Here is a 19,712-nt window from a genome sequence, read left to right as displayed (position 1 = left end):
CGCCCGCCCGCGCCGGGCCGCGCCCGCCCGCGCCGGGCCGCGCCCGCCCGCGCCGGGCCGCGCCCGCCCGCGCCGGGCCGCGCCCGCCCGCGCCGGGCCGCGCCCGCCCGCGCCGCGCCCGCCCGCGCCGCGCCCGCCCGCGCCGCGCCCGGCCGGACCTCCGGTCGGCGAACCGGCGCGACTACCCCGGCTTGCGGGCCAGGTGGACCACGTCCGGGACGCCCCGGTCCACCGGCACCTCCTCCGCCCGGACCGACTCGAACCCCGCGTCCCGCAGGGCCTGTTCGAAGGCCGGGGACGGCTGCGCCGACCAGACGGCCAGCACCCCGCCGGGACGGAGCCGGTCCCGGCACGCCGCCAGACCGGCGCGGGAGTACAGGCCGCGGTTGTCCTCGTCCACGGTCCAGTCCGGACCGTTGTCGATGTCCAGGCAGAGCGCGTCGTACAGGTCGTCGGACTCCGCCACGTACTCGACCAGGTCGGTGTGCAGGACGGACGTCCGGGGGTCGGCGAGGGCCGCGGCGGACACCGCGCCGAGCGGTCCCGTGCGGTGCCAGTCGATGACGGCCTCCTCCCGCTCCACGACGGCGATCCGCCCCCAGTGCGGCTGCGCGGCGGCATGCGCGAGGGAGAATCCGACGCCGAGCCCGCCGATCAGCAGGTCCGGCGGCCGCTGCCCGCTCCGCCCGTGCGGATCGAGCGCGAGGTACGCCGCGTCGACGAGTAGCCGCTCCGAGCGTCCGTCGGAGGTGTCCATCAGGAAGCAGCCGTTGGCGATGATCTCGTACGTGGCGCCGCGGCGCCGCAGCACGACCTCGCCGAAGGGGCCCTGCCGGCGGTCCAGCGTCTCGGGGATGTCCGGTGTCACAGGTGCGGTCATGAAGGGATCAACGAACCGCGGCCGGGCGGTGTTCCGACTCCCGCAGCGGGGCCCGCGGCAGCCCCGTCAACCCGGGGGCCGCGACGTCATCCCCCGGACCCGCAGGTTCGCCCGGGGGGCCGGCCGGTGGGCGGATCCCAGTGCCGGCGGGCGCGCAGGGGGTGCGGGGTGCCGGCTGGGCGCCGGTACGGGCGCCCCCGTGCGCCGAAGGCACCTTGGTTCGGTGTCACCATGCGTCCCGAACAGCGGGTCATGCGACGAGAGGTTTGCAACGTGGCGCCTCAGACGACCGGGAACCCCACCCGGCAGCTCTCCGACGCTCAGCGGAAGAGCACCCCCCACATCCCCGGCACTCCCCACACCCCCGATACCCCCGACGCCTCCGGCCCCGCCGGCGCCCACGCCCTCGACGTTCCGGGCATCGCGGACGACGTCCCCGCGGGCCCGCCCCGGCCCGCAGCCACCCGTACGGACACCGAACTCCTCATCGCCGCCTCCGTCCTGCTCGCCGACGCCGCCCTCGCCGCCAGGAAGGCCGGAGCCGACCTCACCGGAGCGCTGACCGAGGGCCGCTTCGCCCTGCAGGCCCTGCGCCGCCCCACCTGGGCCCTCGGCGCGGCGCTGTCCTGCGTACGCGCCCTGACCAGCCCGAGCGGTCTCGGCTTCGGAGCCAACGGCGGCGTCATCGGCGAACTCGCCCGCGTCGCGGGCAACGTGACCCGGCGCAGGCCCGCAGCGGTCGCCATGGCGGTGGACGCCTTCGCCCTGCGCATCGAGGCGGCCACCGTGACCCACCCCAACCTGGACTCCGCCCACGCCCGCCGCCTCACCGGCGCCGTCGTCGCGGGGGACCGGCTGGAGGCCCTCCGCGCCCTGCACGCCCTCGTGGAACGGCTCGGCGTCACCCGCGCCCTCACCACCGTCAGCCCAGTGATCATGGAACTCCTGGCGCTGACCGGCCTGCTGGACGAGAACCCGGTCAACGACGACTTCTCCTGGGTCACCCTCGCGGGCGGCATCCCCACCACCGACCCGTTCCTCGGCCTGCCCAGCTCCCTGCTCAAGTACCTCAACCCCGGCCCCGGCCGCGCCGAACGCGCCGACCCCGACCCGATCCTCGCCAAGGTCCTCGGCACCTCCCGCAACGACATCGTCAGCTACATCAACGACATCGGCGCCCTCGGCAACCACGGCCTGGTCCTCCTGCGCCGCGTCGCCTGCACGGACGGCGCGGTACGGCACGTGCTGCTCCTCCCCGGAACCAGCTTCGCCCTCCTCAGCAACAGCACCCCGCAGGACCTGGTCGGCGCCTTCGACGGCTGCCTGCGCACCGACACCACCTACACCCGGGCGGCGAAGAAGCTCCTGCGCCGGGCCGGTGTCCCCGCGGGATCCGAGCTCATGCTGGTCGGGCACAGCCTCGGGGGCCTGACCGCGATGAACCTGGCCGCCGACGTGGACGTCGCCTCCGAGTACCGGGTCACGCACGTGGTCACGCTCGGCTCGCCGATCGACGGCAAGCGGCCCGCCGACCACACCACCCGGGTCGTCAGCCTGGTCAACAAGCACGACGTCATCCCGATGCTGGACGGCCGCGGGCCGGCCGCGCCCCACGACATCCCCGAGGGCTGGGTGGAGCTGGCCTGGCTCGACGAGTCGTACGACTACCCGCTCTCGCACGCCCCGCAGGCCTACTCGGACAGCCTGCGCGGCGAACTGGCCCGCTACCGCAAGCAGGTCAACGAGCTGATCCGGTGCTACGACGGCGAGATCACCGCCAACCAGCCGTACATGCTGCGCGACAAGTGACCCCACACCCCGTGCAGGTGCGGGTGCCCGCACCTGCACCCGCGCCCTGCACCGGCACCTGCACCCGCGCCCGCATCCACACCTGCGCCCGCATCCGCACCCACTCCCGCATCCGCACCCACTCCCGCGCCCGCCGCGTGACCCGAGGGAGAACGCCCCGATGACCACCCCCGCCACCGCCTGGCCCCTGGAGAACGCCGTGTTCAGCGCGGCCATGCTCGCCCACCGCCTGCCCTGGGCGGACGCACCCGCCCGCGCGCTCGGCCTGGACTCCCTCACCCGCGAAGGCGCGGCCCGCGGGGTCCTCGCGCACCTGCGCCGCAGCCGTTCCGGGCGCCCCGTGCGGCTGCGCACCCCGTTCGGCTCGTTCCTCGTCCCCCTCGGCGCGGCCGACACCGCCGGACTCCTCGCCGAGGGTGCTGCGTCGGACGCCCTGGCCCCTGCCGTCCGGCTCGACGCGGCCGGCCGCCGGCACGGCCTGTACCCCCACGTCCCGCTCCCGCCGGACGCCGCGCCGTCGGCGGCCGCGTGCGCCGGACCGCTGGCCGAGGAACTGGAGCGGGTGGCCTCCGCCCGCCGGGACGACCACGCCCTACCCTGGGAGGTCTGGCGGCCGGGACTGCTGCGGGCCGCCCGCCGGGTGGTCGCGGGCGCGGCTGCGGCCGACGACACCCTGCTCAGCGAGGTGCTGCTCAGGACGGCCGGGGCTGCGGGCAGCCGCACGTACGACGGGCGTGCGGCCGCCCTGAACCGGCGGCTCGCCCCCTTCCTGGCCGACCCCGAGCCGGGCTCGGTGGCCGCAGGCCTGGCCCGCAGCCGAGCGGCCGGGCCCCTGGTGCCCGCCGCCCGTACGCAGGCCGAGCCGCCGCCGGGGCACGGCCGGCCCGAGGCGGCGCTGGCCCACACCCTCGCCGTGGTCTCCGAGGCGGCCGTCACGACCGCCCTCCAAGCGCTCGCCCTCACCGCCGCGGGCGTTCCGGGCGCGGCAGGGGGCCCGGCCGCGGCCGTGGCGCTCGCGCTCGACCACTTCCCGCCGGTCGAAGCCGTCGTGCACCCCGTCCGCACCCGCTTCGTATGGGACGGACTCGCCGTCGAGGCGGGCACCGAGATCCTGGCCGCCCCCGGCTGGCTCCGGGAGGCTGCGGTCACCGCCGAGGCCGGCGACGGCCCGGACGCCCCCCGGCCCGACGGGCCCTCGCCGTTCTGCGGATCGGCGACCGGCTGCACGACCACCGCCTTCGCCGTCGGGGTCGCCGAGGAGATCGTGCGCTTCTTCACCGAGGCCGCCCGGCCGGCCCTGCTGTCCCCGGCCCTCGCCCCGGACCGCATGCCGTTCACCCTCGCCCCGCACACCCTGCTGGTCGCCCTCCCCGCAGCCGGCGCCGTCCCGCCGACCGCACGCGCCGCCACCCCGGCCTCGTACGCGGCACTGGCCCGCGCCGACGCCGACCGCCTCGACGGGCACGCCCGCAGCCTCGCCGCGTGCGCCGCCGAAGCGGGCTGGAACGGCGACGAGGTCGGCGAACGCTTCCGGATGCACCTGCTGGAGCACGCGGAACGCTGCACCCGCGCCGCCACCGACCTCCGCACCGCCGCCCGCCACCTCGCCGACTGACCCGCCTTCCAGAAGACCGAGGGCAGGTGCCGTGGGCGCCGTGGCGCCCGCGGCACCCCGCCGCCCGGCGGAGCTGTCGATCCGGGTCCGCTCCTGTCGGATTCGCCGCTCGGCTCGGGCGGGCCGGGGCGTTGCCGCACCCGGCCACACGCGGGCGGCGAACTGCTCGGCTCCACGGCGAACTGCGTTCGCCGCACCGGCTACCGAACGAGGGCGTTCCGTCGCTGCCGTTCCCGGTCGACCATGGCCTGGACGGTGTCCTGGACCTCGGCGCAGAGCCACCGGGCGGCCGCCGAGCGGGCGCCGAAGCCGCGGGGCCGTTCGGGCGGCGCGATCGGCTCCCCGATGGTGATCAGCCACTTCGCCGGCAACGGGAAGGGCGAGGTCAGCGGGAAGTAGGGAAGGCCCAGGAGCCTCGCCAGCGCGGGCAGCTCCCCGATCTTCGGTGAGGACTCCTCTGCCCCGATGACGCTGAGCGGCACGATCGGCGCCCCGGTGTGCACGGCCGCCACCGCGAAGCCCGGGTTGAACGGCTGCAGCCGGTAGCGCTCACGGAACGGCTTCTCCAGCCCGGCGACTCCCTCCGGGAACACCGCGATCAGTTCACCGTCGTTCAGGCGCTGCATGGCTGCCCTCGCGTCGACGGGCACGCCACCCTTCTTCGCGGCGTACGAACCCAGTACGGGAAGCCGGAAGACGAACGGCGCGGCGAGCACGTACAGGGAGCGCTGCAGCGACCGGTGCAAGGCCTTCTGCAGGACGAAGGCGTCGAGGCCCCAGGCCCCGGAGTGATTGGAGACGAGCACGGCCGGGCCGTCGGCGGGAATGTTCTCCAACCCCAGCACGTCCAGCCGGAACCAGTCGTCGATGAACCATTCGAGCAGGCGCTCCCAGGCGTCCTCGCCGACGTCTCCGAGCAGCCTGCGCAGGAAGCGGAGCTCGCTCCCGGCGACCCCCATGACATCGGCCAAGCTCTCCGACACGAACGATGCTCCTGTCCCGTGCGCTGCCACGTCCCCTCGGGCGGGGACCCGCACCACCAACGGAGCCGGAGCCCGTCTGATCACGGAAACTCCCCGAACCCGAAAATCGCTTCTTGGTTCGACCCCCGTTGCCCCTCGACCACGCCACCCCGGGGCCGTTCCGCTCGGACGCCCTATGCATGTTCGTCACCAGCGGCAACGGGTGCTTCAGGAAGTACGGCGACCAGTTCTGGGTCCGGAACCGGGACGCCCCAGCCGTGAGCCTCGAAGTGCGGTGGGAGAACGACCTGTGGGACGGCAGTCGGTGGATGACCTACCGCGCCGGCAGATCGTGGCGGGTACGAGCTCCGGCCCCTGGTCCCCGTGGTACTTGAACGACGAGTGAGTCAGATCGGTTCCCGGTGTCCCGGGCGGCAGGTAGGCCGCAGGCCCGGTCCGGGGCGGAGGTCTTTCAGGGGCCGGCGGTGGTCGTGCCCGCCAGGGCGTCGCGTAGGCGGCGGGCCTCGCGTACCGGCTGGGACGAACCCGGCTGCGCGGCCAGGGCGTCGAGGCCTGCCAGGGCCCCGCGGGCGCCGCAGGTGCGGGCCGCGTTCGCGGCCAGGGCCAGGAGCGGTCCGTGCAGCCGGGGCGGCGCGCCCGAGTGGAGCGCGGCCAGCAGCTCGGGGAGAGCGGCGGCCAGCACCTCCCAGACCGCGCGGGCGCCGCCCGGCGGCTGCGCGGCGAGCCGGAGCGACTCCGTCACCGCCGACGGCTTCAGGGTGCCGAGCAGGAGCAGCCGGGCCAGCTCCCCGCCCAGCAGCGCCCCGTCGAGCCGGTCCCGGCCGGCCAGGGCCGTCAGGGCCGCGGCGGCCGCGGCCCGGTCGGGCTCCGCGGCCGCGCCCAGCCCGTACGCCAACGCCAGGTGCACGGCCGGACCGGCCGGTCCCGGGCTCTGCGCCAGCGCCGGCAGGAACTCCGGACTGCCGCTGCCGCCCTGGTCCGCTGCGGCCGCGACCTCCGTCAGCAGCCGGGCCGCGACGATCTCCGGATGCCACGGCAGGGCGGCCGCGGCGTGGCGCTCCCGGTGCCCGAGCAGCAGGTGGTTGCAGCCGATCAGCGGCTCGAACCGGCGGAAGAGCGGCCAGAACCTCCGGGGGAAGTCACCGCGCCCGTCGAGGGCCCCGGTGCCCACCAGGATCCGCCGGCCCACGCGCGCGCCGCGGCGCCGGCTCGGCGGCAGCGGATCACCCGGCTCCCGTTCCACGGTCGGTTCCGGCTGCGGGAGCCCGCCCCGGGCCAGCCACGCCGCGACCCGCGGCCCCTCCGGCAGCGTCAACTCCGCCGCGGCCCGCACGACATCCGCATCGGCCGGGCCGCCGCCGCAGCGCAGCAGGGCCTGCCCCAGGTCGGCGGGGCCGGGCCGGACGCCCGCCTGCTCGTACTCGGTCAGCCGCATCACCAGCTCCTGCGGGTCCACCGCTCCGTCCGCCCGGCTCGGCGTGGCCAGCAGCATCGGCACGGCCGCCCGCCGGCCGAGCCCCGCGCACAGCTCCGCGATGCGCTCGCCGAGCACCAGGTCGACCGCCTCGTGCAGGCAGGTCTCCAGCCAGGGCCGGCCGTCGCCCGGCTCGGCGGCCGATTGCGCCGGCGGCGCGGCGGCGCTGCGTACGACCGCCGCCAACCGCCGCGCGGCGGGGTTTGGCGGCCGCCGGACTCCGGCCCAGGCCTCCGCGACCGGCACCAGCGCCTCGGCGAGCGCGCCCCGGTCCCGCGCCGCCGTACGGACGACTGCGTCCAGCAGCGCTTCGTACGCCGCCGGGCTCCCGCCGTCCCCGGCGATCAGCTCCTCGGCCGCTGCGGCCACGTCCGCAGGCGCCGTCAGCGAGGCGGGCATGCCGTCCCCGTTCATCCCGCCCATGTGGCCCCCACACCCTGGTCCGTCCCGGCCGCCCGGTGGCGGCGCGCGAGAATACCAAGCGGGCTGCTCACGCCACCGCCCGCCGCTGCCGGATGAAGGCAAGACCCCTGACCGCTGCCGCTGCCGGATGAAGGCAAGACCCCTGACCGCCCCCGCTGCCGTAGGGGCGGGCGGACGCACCAACCAGCTCGTGGCCACGGGCCCCACCACGGCGCCCGGGCACCACTGCCGACGTTTCACACGGCCGGCCGGCCGCAGCCGACCCTGCACCCGGCCGGTCGTGGGATGCCGTCGGCCGGGGGGCTGGCTCGGGGTTCTTGGTGTTGCCGGAGGAGCGGCCGTCTGTGGCGTGCTCCCCGCGGCGCGGGAGACCGGGCATCCACCGGGCTCCTGCCCCGACGTTGGCCGGGTCGTGGGAGGTCGGCGTCGGGGCGTCAGCGGCCGTACCCGGGCACGGGGAAGGGAGCCAGGCCGAGCATCGCCGCCGTGAAGGCCGCGGCCAGGCGGTGCCACTCCGGCGCGGTGCGGAGCATGGCGTGGCCGCCGTGCGGCATGGCGATGCCGAGTACACGGGCGCCTGCCGCGTCGGCCCGCGCGAGGTACGACCAGGTGTCGACGGCCCGGGTGACGCGGTCCCGCTCGTCGTGCAGGGCGACGAGGTGCCGGCCGTGCAGTCCGCCCACCGGCTCGCCCGCCGGCCACCGCGGGGCGAGCGCGACGACCCCCTCGACGTGCGGATCCCCGACGACGCGCAGGGCCGCGCGGGCCCCCTCCCCGTGCCCCACCAGCACCACCGGCAGGGGGCCGGGGCCGGCCAGCGCACGCAGCTCCCGCAGGGCGCGTCGGGCGTCGTCGGCCGGGTCGCCGCGCGGGCGGTAGCGGACGCGCCCCACGAGGACCCGCTCGCGGCGCGTGGCGCGCAGGACCGCCGCCGCAAAGGGCCGCATGCGCAGCGCAGGCAGGAGGGTCCCGTGCGAGGGCTCCGCCGCCCGCCCGCCGCTCCCGGGCAGCAGCAGGACGGCGCCGTGCTCGGCGAGACCGCCGAGGACGGCGAGCGCCGGCCGGGCTGCCGCTCCCCGGGCGCCGCCCCTCCCCTCCGGGGAGCGGCTCGGTGCCGCGCCCCCGCGGTGCTGGTCCACTGGCTGCCTCCACCGCTCGACGCGCCGCCCGCAGGGGGCCGTTGCACCTCTCCTTCGGAGCCGCGGCGCCGCCGGATGGGTCCGCCGCGGGGCCACCCCACGCGCCATGACACGCGCCACGCCGCACGCCGCCCCGCGCACTTGATCAACTGCTGCGCGGATCGTTGCCGCCTCCCGCTGCCGTTGCGCAGGCTCGGGGTCGCCCCCCCGCCACCACCGAGAGAAGGGGACCGGATGTCCACCGCCGCCCTGCCGTCCCGCCGTACGCTGCTGGCCGGTGCCGCAGCCGCCGTGGCCGTCGCCGCGACCGCGACCGCGGGAGCACCGGCCGCCGCAGCCGCCGGCAGAGCCGGAGCAGCAGCCGGAGCCCCGGCCGGCGACGCCGGCCGCCCGGTCGTCCGCACCACCGCCGGCCTGGTCGCCGGGACCACCGTGGGCCGGATCGCCGTGTTCCGCGGGGTCCCGTACGCCGCACCGCCCGTCGGACCGCTGCGCTTCGCCTCCCCGCGCCCGCCCCGCCCCTGGCGCGGCGTCCGCGAGGCGACCGCCTTCTCCAGCCCCTCGTACCAGTCCGTCCTGCCCGGCAGCAGCGAGGACTCCCTGTACGCGAACGTCTGGACCCCCGACCCCGCCGGCTCCCGGCCCGTCCTGGTCTACGTCCACGGCGGCGGCTGGTTCCTCGGGGCCGGCAGCGAGGAGGTGTACGACGGGCAGCGCCTCGCCGACCGGGGCGACCTGGTCGTCGTCACCTTCAACTACCGCCTCGGCGCCCTGGGCTGGGGATCCCACCCCGATCTCGCGGACCCCGAGACCGGCCACCACGCCAACTGGGGCCTGCAGGACCAGGCCGCCCTCCTCCACTGGGTCAGGGCCAACGCCCGCGCCTTCGGCGGCGACCCGGACAACATCACCCTCGCGGGCACCTCCGCCGGGGGCTCCAGCACCTGGCAGCTGGCCCTGCTGCCCGAACTGCGGCCGGTCGTCCGCCGGATCGTGCCGATCAGCGCCGCCCACGTGTGGGCGCCCGCGATGGCACTCACCCCCGATGACTCCGCGAGCGCGTACGAGCGCCTCGCCGCGGCCCTCGGCACCACCGTCGCGGGACTGCGCGACGCCGACGCCGCCCGCCTGAAGTCGGCCTGGGAGCAGCTCTTCGCGGGCAGCCCGGAGCTGCGCGCCCTGGGCAGCGGGCGCGCCTACCGCGGCCCGGTCGTCGACGGGCACTGGATGCGCGGCTACGACCACGAACTGCCCACGCCCCGGGTGCCGGTCCTCTCCGTCCACACCGCGACCGAGGGCTCCTTCTTCACCGGCCCCGCCTCCCCGTCCCCCTCCCCGGCCCCGACGAACGAGGAGCAGCTCCACGCCGCCGTCCGGGCCTGCCTGCTCAGGGGCGCGCCCGCGGTCTCCGACGACCTGGTGGCCCGGTGCGTGGCCGCCTACAGGAGCGCCGCCCTGGACGAGTCGCTCCCCGCCGACCCGCTCTCCCTGTGGACCGAGGTGTGGGGCGACAGCCTGTTCCGCCTGCCCGTGGTCCGCCTCGCGGAACGGCACGCCCGCACCGGCACCTCACCCGTGTACGTGGCGGAATTCGCCCACCCGGTCCGGGCCCCGCACTTCGGGACCCCGCACGAGGCCACGTCCAGGTTCCTCTTCGGCACCCACCGGCTGCCGGGCCAGGCGCCGGTCTTCGGCGACACCGAGCTCGAGCGGACCGTCTCGGACGCCTTCATCGACCTGGTCGCCTCCTTCGCCCGCACGGGGGTGCCGTCCACGGCCCGGACCGCCGCCCTGCCCGCCTTCGCCCCCGGCCGCCCCACCGCCCTGGTCCTGGGAGGCCCCGACGTGACCCGCCTGTCCGAGCTGCCCAAGCAGCGCCAGCTCCGCTTCTGGGACGACTCGGGGTGGGGCCCGAGCTTCTGAGGCGGGCCGGGGCCGGACCGGCCGGACCGGTCCGACCGGCTGGGTCGACCCGCCCCGGTCAGCCCAGCCGGGTCGGGGACGAGGCCGCCGGGGTCAGCAGGCGCGCCTCGCCCGAGCCGTCGGCGGGGACGGTCCACAGGTCGCTGGTGTCCGGCGTACCGTCGGCGGGCAGGGCGTAGGCCAGGGTGCGGTCGTCGAGCCACAGGGCCTGGTCGTCCACGCTGCGCTTCTCCGCGAGCGGCTGCTCGCGCAGCGTCCGCAGGTCCAGCACGTGTTCGCGCCACAGCGAGGCGCCGCGCGCCACCCGCTTCTTGTACGCCACCCGCGTCTCGTCCGGCGACAGCGACGGGCACTCCACGTTCCGGGCCAGGGTGGTGACGCTGCGCCGTGCGATCGAGCCCTTGACCAGGTACGTCTGGCCGCCCGTGCCGAGCGTGGCGTAGAAGGTGTCGTCGTCCCTGGAGAAGGTGACGCCCCAGAAGTTCACGTCCCCCGCGGTGTACGGCCGGCCGTCCAGCTCGATGGCGAACTTCTCCAGGTCCGGCTCCAGGGTCCCGGTACGGGTGTCCGCGATCGCGGTGCGGGTGGAGAAGAAGGCGGCGCCGTACGACTCCCCGTTGACGAAGACGGTCCAGGCGGCGAAGTGGCCGCTGGGGGAGACCCGCGCCCGGGAGGGCGTGCCGGCGAGCGGGAAGCTGTGCAGCGTCCGCAGCCCGGAGTCGACGATCCGGGCCTGGTTGTCCTGGGCGAGGGCGCCCGGCCGGGAGTTCAGGCACACCCCGATGCCGGCGGCGGCGTGGAAGCGCCGGCAGGTCAGGTCGGAGGCGGTGCGCCCGCCCTGCGCGGTCCGGTCCGGCACGGACACGAGGGCGTCGCGGTGCGGGCCGGGTGCGCCGTTGAGGAACAGCAGCCCGTCCTTGCGGTCGAGGGCGACCTGCCCGCCGGCGACCGACGGATCGCCCGCCCGCGTCCGCCCGGCGCGGTCGGCGGCCCGTAGCACCATCGCGGTGCCGAGGCCGCCGAGGAGGAGCACGGCCAGAGCCAGGACCAGCAGTCGGCGGTTGCGCGTCATCGGTTCCCTCGGGGGCGTCGGGGCGGTCGGGTCAGGCGGTCTGCGTCCGGGCCGGGGTCGGCATCCGCATCGGCCGCATCGGCCTCGGCATCGGCTTCGGTACCGGTACGGGCATCGGCGTCCGGGGCGCGGCCCGGCGCCGCCGGGCGCAGTACGCGGCCGGCGACGGCGGCGCAGCAGCACAGGCCGGCGGCCGCCGCGGCGAGCGCCGGGGCGGCACCCCACACCGTCCACGCGGCCCCGAAGGCCAGCGAGCAGCCGAAACGGGCGAGCGCCTGACCGGTGCCGACCAGCGCGAGCCCGGTTCCGCGCAGCCGGGCCGGGACGGTGGCGGCGACTGCGGCGGGCAGCACCCCGTCGGTGGCGGCGTAGAACATGCCGTGCAGCGCGAGCACGACGTACGGGAGCACGGACCAGCGGGGGGCCCACAGCAGCAGTCCGTACCCGGCGAGCAGGAGGGCGTGTCCGGTCAGGAAGACGGTGCGGCGCCCGATCCGGTCGGCGAGCGCCCCGGCCGGCACGGCCAGCAACAGGAACACCGCGGCGGTGCCCAGCGGCAGCAGCGGGAACCACCGCTCGGCGATGCCGGTCCGCTCCTGGAGCAGCAGGTAGAGGAAGGCGTCGCTGACGGTGGTCAGGCCGAGCAGGGCGGCGCAGACGGCCAGGGCGCGCAGTCGCGGCAGCCGCAGCAGGGCCAGGGCCGCGCGCAGGTCCACCGCTTCCGGCCGCCCCGGGTCCGCCGCGGACGCGGCCCCGGCCGGGGCCCCCGGTCCCGCGGGGTGTCCCCCGGACGGCACGAACAGCACGAGCACCACGACGCCGAGCACGGCGACGCAGGCGCTGACGCCGAACACGGCGTCGTAGCCGCCCACCGCCGCGTTCAGGATGAAGAAGGCGGCGAGCGGTCCGAGCAGGGCCCCGGTGGTGTCCATCGCGCGGTGCACGCCGAAGGCGCGGCCCTGTGACGCCGCGGGAGTGGACAGGGATATCAGCGCGTCGCGCGGGGCGGTGCGCAGGCCCTTGCCGGTGCGCTCCAGGGCGAGGACCAGGCCGACGACACCGAGGCTGTGCGCGAGGAGCAGCAGCGGTTTGCACAGCGCGGACAGGCCGTAGCCGATCCCGGCGACCAGCTTGTGGTTGCGGACCCGGTCGGCGAGGTGCCCACCGGCCAACTGCACCAGCGAACTGACCCCGTTGTAGACGCCGTCGAGGGCGCCGAAGCCGAGCGGGCTCAGGCCCAGCCCCGCGACCAGGTACAGCGGCAGGACCGCGGTGACCATCTCGGAGGAGACGTCGGTGATCAGGCTGACCGTCCCCAGCGCCAGCACGGCGGGGGCGACGGCGCGGCCCCGGGCGGGTGCGGGACCCCCGTCCGGCGGCGGTGGCGTCTTCGCGCCGGCGGGCGCGGAGCGGTCCGCGAGGTACATGCGCAGCAGCTCCCGGTGCAGACGGCGGACGGGGGTTCGATCACTCGCACGTGCGAGGGGAACCCTATTGCTTGTACGGGCCATCCGGGTGCCGTACGGCCCGATCGACCGACCCGGACACGGGCACCGACACCGACACGGACACCGACACCGACACCGACACCGGCACGCCGGCCGCCCGCGGGCACGAGCGGGCCGGGTGTGGGACTCAGCGCTCCCGGCTGCTCTCGTCGCGCAGCCAGGTGGAGAAGTCCCCGCTGCGGATCGCCCTGCGGGAGCCACGGCGGGCGGCCAGCGCCGCCACGACGAACACCAGCACGCCGGGCAGCAGCCGCGGTTGGTCCCGGAGCAGGACCCGCAGGTCCCCCGCCCCGGTGCGCGCGGACGGGGCGGCTGCGCCCTCTCCGGCGGCTGCGCCCTCGCCGGCGGCCCGCCCCGACGCCTGCGCCGCCTGGAACCTCTCCAGCTCCGCGGACGAGGTCGCCGCCCGCACCTTGCGCCGGATCAGGTCGGCCCACGTCCGCGGGGGATGCACCACCACCCGGGCCTCCTCCACCACGCGCCGTTCGCCGGGCCCGAAGGCGAGCGACGCGGCCAGGTCGTCGGCCATCAGCGGGGGCAGGGCGGCGATCCGCGCGTGCCCCGACTCGGTCACCGCGATCACCCCGCGCCCGAACAGCCCCTCGCGCACGGCCGGCAGCCGCTGCCAGACGCGGTAGTACGCCCGGACCGGCCAGGCGCTGCCCGCCAGCGGGATGTCACGCCCGGGGGCCGCCGCGAGCAGCTCCGGGCCGGCGGCGAGCGCGTCGGCCAGCGCCGCGACGTCGGACGCCCCGAGCTCGACGTCGGCGTCCACGTACAGCCGGGGGAACCCGTGCGCGTGCTCGTCGCCGACCCGCAGGGCCGTGTGCTTGGAGGGGGTCGGGATCTCCACCACCCGTACCCGGGGTCCGCGCGCGCCCGCCACCGCCGCGGTGTCGTCCGTACAGCCGTTGCAGACGACGACGATGTCGGGGCCGCCTTCGGCCAGGAGTGCGTCGAGGAGACGGCCGATGACCCGGCCCTCGTTGTGGGCCGGTATCACGATGCTGGTCACCCCGGAAGTATGCACGCTCGAACGCCGGTACCGACCGTTTCCGTCAACTCTCCACGGCCGTACGCCCGGTGGTCTAGATTGAACGCAGCCCGACCGGATTCGGAGTGCCCGTACGGCACCGGAATCCAAAGGGAGCAGGGCAGTTGGGGGTAGGAACGGGTTCGGCGGCGTGGGGGAACAGGCCGCCTGCCCGTGGCCGGACCGGTGCGAGGGGCGCCGGACGGCCGGGGGGCTGAAGTACGTGCACCACGTGGGGCATCGGTCGTGGGGGGCCACCACCGCCCGGCGGAGACGGACCGGCGCACAGGCGCCGGGACCCGCGGTCGTCGGCGGCACCGCCTTCCTCGGCGTTTCCTGCGCACTTCCTTCGCACGCGTCCCGGCCATGGTTGTCGACACGCCCCCGGGCGTGCGCGGAAGGAAGGGAAACGCTGTGAAGGACACCGCGAAGGACGCCGCGAAGGACGCCCGGCGCGACGCCGGAGCCGCAGGGGCGGCGCCGGCCGAGCCGTTAGGCGTGGCCGTCGTCGGAGCGGGCTACTGGGGCCCCAACCTCGTCCGCAACTTCCAGGGCAGCGCGGACTTCCGGCTCCGCTGGCTCGTCGACCTGAACGTGGACCGGGCCCGGCAGGTCCTCGGCCGGTACTCCACGGTCCAGGCCACCTCCGACTACGAGGCGGTCCTCGCCGACCCGGAGGTCCGGGCGGTCGCCGTGGCCACCCCGGCCGGCACCCACCTCGACGTCGCACTGGCCGCCCTGCGCGCCGGCAAGCACGTCCTGGTGGAGAAGCCGCTCGCCGCCACCTACGAGGACGGGCTCCGGCTGGTCGCCGAGGCCGAGGAGCGCGGCCTGACGCTCATGTGCGACCACACCTACTGCTACACCCCGGCGGTGTCCCGGATCCGGGAGCTGGTCCGCTCCGGCGAGCTCGGCGACATCCAGTTCTTCGACTCGGTCCGGATCAACCTCGGCCTGGTCCAGAAGGACGTCGACGTCCTGTGGGACCTGGCCCCGCACGACCTCTCGGTCCTCGACTTCATCCTCCCCGAGCACGTCCGCCCCGTCGCGGTCGCCGCGCACGGCGCCGACCCGATCGGCGCCGGCCAGTCCTGCGTGGCGTACCTGACGCTCCAGCTCAGCACCGGCGCCATCGCCCACGTGCACGTCAACTGGCTGTCCCCGGTCAAGGTCCGCACGACGATGGTCGGCGGCTCCAAGCGCACCCTGCTCTGGGACGACCTCAACCCCACCCAGCGCATCGCCCTGTTCGACCGCGGCGTGGACCTGACGGCCCCGCAGGAGATCGGGGAGGACGAGCGCCGCGACATGCTCGTCTCCTACCGGACCGGCGACATGGTGGCGCCCGCGCTCGGCGAGAAGGAGGCCCTGCGCAGCATGGTCGAGGAGTTCGCCGCCGCGATCAGGACCGGGCGGCCCGCGCTCACCGACGGCCGGGCCGGGCTCCAGGTGCTCGACATCCTCGAGGCCGCCTCCCGGAGCCTGGAGTTCCGCGGAGCCGTCGTCGGACTGCGCACCGGGCGCTGACCACCGCGCACGGCAGCAACGCACCGCACGGCACCACACCGCACCGCATCGCCACGGACCGCACGGCACCGCGCCGCACGGCACACAGCACATGGCAGATGGCACACCGCACCACAGCACACGGCACCACACCGCACGACATGACGAACCAGTGGGGGCAAGGCGTTGAGCAGCGTACGAGGCAAGAGGATCCTGGTCACGGGAGGGGCGGGCACCATCGGCTCGCACGTGGTGGACCTGCTGGTGGACAACGGGGCGCGCGAGGTCGTCGTCCTCGACAACTTCGTCCGGGGCAGGACCGCCAACCTGGCCCGCGCCCTGCCGAGCGGCGTCGTGGAGGTCGTCGAGGGCGACATCCGCGACGCGGCCGCCGTGCGCAAGGCGACCGAGGGCGCCGACCTGGTGTTCCACCTGGCGGCCATCCGGATCACCCAGTGCGCGGAGGAGCCGCGGCTGGCCAACGAGGTCATGGTCGACGGCACCTTCAACGTACTGGAGGCCGCCGCGGCCGCGGGGGTCGGCAAGGTGATCGCCTCGTCCTCGGCCTCGGTGTACGGGCTCGCGGAGTCCTTCCCGACCACCGAGCGCCACCACCCGTACAACAACGACACCTTCTACGGCGCGGCGAAGGCCTTCAACGAGGGCATGCTGCGCAGCTTCCACGCCATGTACGGCCTGGACTACGTGGCCCTGCGCTACTTCAACGTGTACGGGCCCCGGATGGACATCCACGGGCTGTACACCGAGGTGCTGATCCGCTGGATGGAGCGGATCGCCGCGGGTGAGCCGCCGCTGATCCTCGGCGACGGCACCCAGACCATGGACTTCGTCCACGTCCGCGACATCGCCCGGGCCAACCTGCTGGCCGCCGAATCGGACCTGACCGACGAGGTGTTCAACGTCGCCAGCGGGACCGAGACCAGCCTGCTCGAACTGGCCGTCGGCCTGCTGGAGGCCATGGGCGCCGACGGCATGGCCCCGGTGCACGGCCCGGCCCGCGCCGTGAACGGCGTGACCCGCCGCCTCGCGGACACCTCGCAGGCCGCGCAGCGGCTCGGCTTCACCGCCGGCATCGACCTGCGCACGGGGCTGCGGGACCTGGTGGAGTGGTGGCGGGCCGAGCGCGCCGCCGACGCGGCGGGGGAGGCCGGCCGATGAACGCCCCCGACACCGGGACCGCGGCGGACACCGGGACCGCGGCGGACAGCCGGACCGCGGCCGACACCCGGACCGCGCCCGCGCCCGCCCGCATCCCCGTCATGGTCCCCTGGCTCGGCGAGGAGGAGGCCCGGGCCGCCGCCGACGCGGTGCTCTCGGGCTGGGTGGCCCAGGGGCCGCGCGTCGCGGAGTTCGAGCAGGCCTTCGCCGAGCGGGTCGGGGCCGAGCACGGCATCGCCGTCAGCTCCTGCACCACCGCCCTGCACCTGGCGCTGATCGCCTTGGACCTCGGCCCCGGCGACGAGGTGGTCGTGCCCTCCCTCTCGTTCATCGCCACCGCCAACGCGGTGCGCTACCTGGGAGCCCGCCCGGTCTTCGCGGACGTCGAGGAGGCCACCGGCAACCTCACCCCGGCCACCGTCGACGCCGTGCGCACCCCGCGCACCAAGGCCGTCCTCGCGGTCCACCAGGGCGGGGTGCCGGCCGACGTGCACGCCCTGCGCGCGGCCTGCGCCGAGTGGGGCTCAGCCCTGCTGGAGGACGCCGCCTGCGGCATCGGCGCCACCGTCGGCGGCAAGTCCGTCGGCCACGGGGCCCTGCTCGCCGCCTGGTCCTTCCACCCCCGCAAGGTGATCACCACCGGCGAGGGCGGCATGATCACCACGGACGACGCCCGATGGGCGGAGCGCCTGCGCCGGCTGCGCGAGCACGGGATGAACGTCTCCGCGGCGCAGCGGCACGCGAGCAGCAAGCCGATCGCCGAGAGCTACCTGGAGGTCGGCTACAACTACCGGATGACCGACATCCAGGCGGCGGTCGGCCTCGTCCAACTGGGCAAGCTGGACGAGATCGTGGCCCGCCGGCGGTCGCTCGCCGCCCGGTACGCGCAGCAGCTGGCCGGCATCCCCGGCCTGCGCCCGGTCCGCGACCCCGCGCACGGCCAGGGCAACTTCCAGTCGTACTGGGTGCTGCTCACCGAGGACTTCCCGGTGGGCCGGGACGAGCTGCTCGCCGCCCTCGCCGAGGCCGGCATCTCGGCCCGGCGCGGCATCATGGCCGCCCACCTGGAACCGGCGTACGCCGGCCACGGCGCGGCCCCGCTGCCGGTCACCGAGCGGATCACCCGCGACTCGCTGATCCTCCCGCTGTTCCACTCCATGACCGAGGAGCAGCAGGACCGGGTGGTGGCGGTCCTGCGCGAACAGGCGGCCGGATGACCGCGAGGGGCCCCGCCGGCGGGACGGCCGCGGCGGGCGCCGCCGCCCGGACCGAGACGGCCACCGAACCCCTGCTGATCGTCGGCGCGGGCGGCTTCGCCCGCGAGACCGCCGAGGCGGTGCGGGCCGCGGCCGCCGCCGACCTGGCGCTGGGCCGCACCCCGCGCCGGCGGGTCGCCGGGCACCTGGACGACGACCCGGCCCTGCACGGCACGGAGGTCGACGGGGTGCCCGTCCTCGGCGGCAGCGAGCTGGTGCACCAGCTGCCGCAGGCCGCGGTGGTGGTGTGCGTCGGCAGCCCGCGCGACTACGCCGTGCGGGCCCGCCTGGTGCGCCGCCTCGGCCTGCCCGCGCGCCGCTACGCGACGGTGGTCCACCCCACCGCCGCCGTCTGCGCGTCCTCGGTGCTCGGTCCCGGATCGGTCCTGCTGGCGCACTGCGCCCTGACCGCGGCCGTACGGGTCGGGGCGCACGTGGCGGTGATGCCGCACACCGTCCTCACCCACGACGACACGGTGGCCGACTACGCCACGCTCGCCTCCGGGGTCCGCCTGGGCGGCGGCGTACGCGTGGAACGGGGCGCCTACGTCGGCGCCGGCGCCCTGGTCCGGGAGTACACCACGCTCGGCGCCTGGTCGCTGACGGGCATGGGAAGCACGGTCCTGGCCGACGTGCCGCCCGGCGAGGTGTGGGCCGGCAGCCCGGCCCGCCGGCTGCGCGCGGCGGACCGCACGGCCCTGGAGGAACTGCGCACCGGGGGACCGGTCGCACTCGGCAAGCAGACGGCCGACCGCAGGCCGCAGACACGCAAGGGGAGCACAGCCGGATGAACCAGATACCGCTCGTCGACCTGAAGGCGGCGCACGCCGAGGTCGCGGAGGAAGTGGCCGCCGGGTTCGCGCGCGTGCTGGCCGGCACCGCCTTCATCGGAGGCGAGGAGGTCCGCGCCTTCGAGCGCGAGTACGCCGCCTTCACCGGGGTCGCGCACTGCATCGGCGTGGCCAACGGCACCGACGCGCTCGAACTCGCCCTGCGCGCGGCCGGAGTGGGCGTCGGGGACGAGGTGGTGCTGCCCGCCAACACCTTCATCGCCACCGCCGGAGCCGTCGCCCGCATCGGCGCCCGCCCGGTCCTGGTCGACTGCCTCCCCGACACCCTGCTGATCGATCCGCAGGCCGCGCTCGACGCCGTCGGCGCGGCCACCCGCGCCGTGGTGCCGGTCCACCTGTACGGCCAGTGCGCCCCGGCGGCGGAGCTGGCCGAACGGCTCCCCGGGCGGACAAGGGTCGTCGAGGACGCCGCCCAGAGCCAGGGCGCGAGCCGGGGCGGCCGCACCCCCGGCAGCGGCGGCATCGCCGCGACCAGCTTCTACCCGGGCAAGAACCTGGGCGCGTACGGGGACGCCGGCGCCGTCGTCACCGACGACGAGGACACCGCCCGGCTGGTCCGGGCGCTCGCCAACCACGGCGGGATCGCCAAGTACCAGCACGACACGGCCGGCTTCAACAGCCGCCTGGACGGCCTCCAGGCCGTGGTGCTCCGCGCCAAACTGGCCCGGCTCGCCGAGGGCAACGCCGCCCGCCGCGCCGCCGCCGCCCGCTACGACGAACTGCTCGGCGGCCTCGCGGCCGCCGGACGCCTCACCCTGCCGGTCACGGCGCAGGGCAACGTCCACGTCTGGCACCTGTACGTCGTACGGGTCCACGGCGCGGACCGCGACGCCGTCGTCGGCAAGCTCAACGCGGAGGGCATCGGCGCCGGCGTGCACTACCCGGCCCCGGTCCACCTCACCGCGGCCTTCCGGCACCTCGGCCACGGCCGCGGGGACTTCCCGCACGCCGAGCGGGCCGCGGACCGGATGCTCTCGCTCCCGCTCTTCCCGCAGATCACCGCTGCCCAGCAGCAGCGGGTCGTGGACGCGCTCACCGACGCCCTGCGCTGACACAGACAA

Annotated in this window: 15 protein-coding genes; 8 read left to right on the top strand and 7 right to left on the bottom strand. The window is 76.2% G+C overall.

The features are described 5' to 3' along the window. Positions 1-181 precede the first annotated feature (181 nt). Complete coding sequence (locus AB0953_RS23255; protein ID WP_366861453.1) at positions 182-880, bottom strand: spermidine synthase; 699 nt, start codon at positions 878-880, stop codon at positions 182-184. A gap of 273 nt (positions 881-1,153) precedes the next feature. Here AB0953_RS23255 and AB0953_RS23250 point away from each other — a divergent pair, with 273 nt between their 5' ends. Next, positions 1,154-2,689: a lipase family protein gene (locus tag AB0953_RS23250; RefSeq protein ID WP_366861452.1), complete on the top strand. Its 1,536-nt coding sequence runs from the start codon at positions 1,154-1,156 to the stop codon at positions 2,687-2,689. Positions 2,690-2,849: 160 nt separating this feature from the next. Further along, on the top strand, positions 2,850-4,304 hold the full coding sequence (locus tag AB0953_RS23245; RefSeq protein WP_366861451.1) for a hypothetical protein: 1,455 nt from the start codon (positions 2,850-2,852) through the stop codon (positions 4,302-4,304). 200 nt (positions 4,305-4,504) lie between these two features. Here the strand turns inward: AB0953_RS23245 and AB0953_RS23240 are convergent, their stop codons facing one another. From AB0953_RS23240 to AB0953_RS23230, 3 genes are all read right to left on the bottom strand, one after another. Beyond that, positions 4,505-5,287, bottom strand: coding sequence for a lysophospholipid acyltransferase family protein (locus tag AB0953_RS23240; protein WP_366861450.1), 783 nt, complete (start codon positions 5,285-5,287; stop codon positions 4,505-4,507). A gap of 451 nt (positions 5,288-5,738) precedes the next feature. Beyond that, a complete protein-coding gene (locus AB0953_RS23235) occupies positions 5,739-7,184 on the bottom strand; it encodes a hypothetical protein (protein ID WP_366861449.1) in 1,446 nt (481 codons plus the stop codon). A 434-nt stretch (positions 7,185-7,618) separates the two neighbouring features. After that, positions 7,619-8,323, bottom strand: a complete 705-nt coding sequence (locus tag AB0953_RS23230; RefSeq protein WP_366861448.1) for an alpha/beta hydrolase — start codon at positions 8,321-8,323, stop codon at positions 7,619-7,621. 234 nt (positions 8,324-8,557) lie between these two features. On the opposite strand from AB0953_RS23230, the gene AB0953_RS23225 reads away from it, so the two are divergent. Next, the gene (locus AB0953_RS23225) at positions 8,558-10,246 is read left to right on the top strand and encodes a carboxylesterase family protein (RefSeq protein WP_366861447.1); all 1,689 of its coding nucleotides are present in this window, start codon (positions 8,558-8,560) and stop codon (positions 10,244-10,246) included. A gap of 58 nt (positions 10,247-10,304) precedes the next feature. Here the strand turns inward: AB0953_RS23225 and AB0953_RS23220 are convergent, their stop codons facing one another. The 3 genes from AB0953_RS23220 to AB0953_RS23210 form a co-directional block, all read right to left on the bottom strand. Next, entirely contained in the window at positions 10,305-11,318 is a 1,014-nt protein-coding gene (locus tag AB0953_RS23220; protein ID WP_366861446.1) for a TolB-like translocation protein, read from the bottom strand. After that, positions 11,315-12,745, bottom strand: a complete 1,431-nt coding sequence (locus AB0953_RS23215) for an MFS transporter (protein WP_366861445.1) — start codon at positions 12,743-12,745, stop codon at positions 11,315-11,317. Before AB0953_RS23215 ends, AB0953_RS23220 begins: the two co-directional genes overlap by 4 nt. 208 nt (positions 12,746-12,953) lie before the next feature. Continuing rightward, the gene (locus AB0953_RS23210; RefSeq protein WP_366861444.1) at positions 12,954-13,841 is read right to left on the bottom strand and encodes a glycosyltransferase family A protein; all 888 of its coding nucleotides are present in this window, start codon (positions 13,839-13,841) and stop codon (positions 12,954-12,956) included. Positions 13,842-14,273: 432 nt separating this feature from the next. Between AB0953_RS23210 and AB0953_RS23205 the strand changes: the two genes are divergently transcribed. The 5 genes from AB0953_RS23205 to AB0953_RS23185 all read left to right on the top strand — a co-directional run bounded on the left by AB0953_RS23205 (position 14,274) and on the right by AB0953_RS23185 (position 19,703). Next, a complete protein-coding gene (locus AB0953_RS23205; protein WP_366861443.1) occupies positions 14,274-15,386 on the top strand; it encodes a Gfo/Idh/MocA family oxidoreductase in 1,113 nt (370 codons plus the stop codon). A 165-nt stretch (positions 15,387-15,551) separates the two neighbouring features. Beyond that, positions 15,552-16,544, top strand: coding sequence for an NAD-dependent epimerase/dehydratase family protein (locus AB0953_RS23200; RefSeq protein ID WP_366861442.1), 993 nt, complete (start codon positions 15,552-15,554; stop codon positions 16,542-16,544). Next, complete coding sequence (locus AB0953_RS23195; protein WP_366861441.1) at positions 16,541-17,761, top strand: DegT/DnrJ/EryC1/StrS family aminotransferase; 1,221 nt, start codon at positions 16,541-16,543, stop codon at positions 17,759-17,761. The genes AB0953_RS23200 and AB0953_RS23195 overlap by 4 nt, the downstream gene beginning before the upstream one ends. Further along, positions 17,758-18,591, top strand: a complete 834-nt coding sequence (locus tag AB0953_RS23190) for an acetyltransferase (protein ID WP_366861440.1) — start codon at positions 17,758-17,760, stop codon at positions 18,589-18,591. Before AB0953_RS23195 ends, AB0953_RS23190 begins: the two co-directional genes overlap by 4 nt. Then, the gene (locus tag AB0953_RS23185) at positions 18,588-19,703 is read left to right on the top strand and encodes a DegT/DnrJ/EryC1/StrS family aminotransferase (RefSeq protein ID WP_366861439.1); all 1,116 of its coding nucleotides are present in this window, start codon (positions 18,588-18,590) and stop codon (positions 19,701-19,703) included. Before AB0953_RS23190 ends, AB0953_RS23185 begins: the two co-directional genes overlap by 4 nt. The last annotated feature ends 9 nt before the right edge of the window (positions 19,704-19,712 follow it).

It is taken from the genome of Streptomyces sp. NPDC046866, from assembly GCF_040704625.1.
In the GTDB taxonomy this organism is placed as follows: Bacteria; Actinomycetota; Actinomycetes; order Streptomycetales; family Streptomycetaceae; genus Streptomyces.
This window is presented reverse-complemented; position numbering and strand designations above follow the sequence as displayed.